The sequence below is a fragment of the Gilvimarinus gilvus genome, from assembly GCF_030518155.1.
GTDB lineage: Bacteria > Pseudomonadota > Gammaproteobacteria > Pseudomonadales > Cellvibrionaceae > Gilvimarinus > Gilvimarinus gilvus.
Genome location: NZ_JAULRU010000346.1, coordinates 1 through 1,499 on the forward strand (window position 1 = coordinate 1; position 1,499 = coordinate 1,499).

1 protein-coding gene is annotated in these 1,499 nt (G+C 46.5%); it reads right to left on the reverse strand.

The window, feature by feature from the left end; genetic code table 11:
* Nucleotides 1-9: 9 nt before the first annotated feature.
* Nucleotides 10-1,392 carry an IS4 family transposase gene (locus QWI17_RS06010; protein WP_302721616.1) on the reverse strand — a complete coding sequence of 461 codons (1,383 nt, stop codon included), beginning with the start codon at nucleotides 1,390-1,392 and terminating at the stop codon, nucleotides 10-12.
* Nucleotides 1,393-1,499 lie beyond the last annotated feature (107 nt).

A 1,499-nucleotide genomic window follows, 5' to 3' on the forward strand; every position in this document is an offset into this window, starting at 1 on the left:
GAATGGCACTTACTTAAGCTTTTTCGGATGACCACTCTTTCTGACTTCTTCGCGTGCTTGATCTCTTGGTTTTAACAGTAGTGGGAACGGTTTTGGCCTTCTCTTGACGGCTCGGGGCTCTATACGCCTAGGTCGATTACCCACCTGCTTTTCACTCATCAGTGAGAGCAATACCCTCATTTGCTGGTCATCAGACATAACCATTTGCTGAACGGCAATGCTCCATAGCTGCAAGCAGTGCTTAAAACTAAGCTTTCTGGGCGATAGGTCTGACAGCAAAGCGGATTGTGCCATCATATAACGAATTAAATTGTAGGCTAATAAGTATACCCATATCTCCTTAATAACCATCGCCGGTGACTTGCAGGTTAGAATGTTCATCCCTAGGGTGTCTTTGATATGACGAATATCCAGTTCAACTTGCCAGCGTTGCTTATAAAGTGATTTCAGTTTTGCTTTGGGGTAGGTTTTAGCGCAGGTCATTGTCGTCACCATGATTTTTCCTCCTACTTTGCACTCCCTTATTAACAGTGAGTTGGGTGCGGCATCATAGTCGGCAGGGGTCATCCAATGCGGTCGTATTTTGGGTTTGGTGAGTGTAATCAAGTGGTCTCGTTGGGCCAGCTTCGCTCCTAATCTAAAATCAGTTTTTCGTCGACGCGCTCCCTGCTGCTCCATTAATATATCCACGCCTCTTATCTGCATAGAGGCGATGAAAAAGTACGTCGAAAAGAATGCATCTCCCAGTAAAATATCACCAGTCTTGAACTGATCTTCCATTGAGCGCAGCAGTGTTTGCTCATCACCCCCTTTACCATTAAACCGACCAATTGCCGCATCCAACAAGGCACCACTGGCAAGACATGTAATGCCAACCAGGCGGCAAATAGGGAAACCCAAGCCGGGCTGCTGGCCTCGTTGCTGAGGAAAACTCTTCTGGTTCTCACTTGTATCTGGCATTGTGAGAGTCGTTCCATCGACCAGTTTTACCGGGCGCCCCATCCATCGCCATTGGTCGGGGCTGTCCCTGTGTATTTGCTCTCCCAAATAACAGGCTAATTGATTGACCATGTTTAATGGTAACCGTTGTCGAGCGCGACAATAGCCTCCGGTAATTGTGCTAATGGGTCGGCTTCCAAAGACCGCGCGTTGAATAGAAGACTGATTTACGATGCGCTGACAGGAGCGGTCTTCACTCATTGCTTGAGCAAGAAACAGCGAAAGCGTTTCGGTTGGGGGAAATAGTCGTTCTCTATGCTCAGGAAGAAGTTCTTCGACTTTATCGAGCATTGAGTCACAGGTTAAAAGGTTGAAAAAACACTGGTTGTCAGCGCTAGTTTGATGATGTTTGATACGTGCTTGATAGTGTCGGCAAGACTGGATAGCATGCATATGGATCGGCTCTTTGGTTAGGTGGTAAGTTTGGCGATTTACAGCCTACCATTGAGCCGATCTTTTTATAAGTATTTCAATTGCTTAGGCTTAAGTAAGTGCCATTC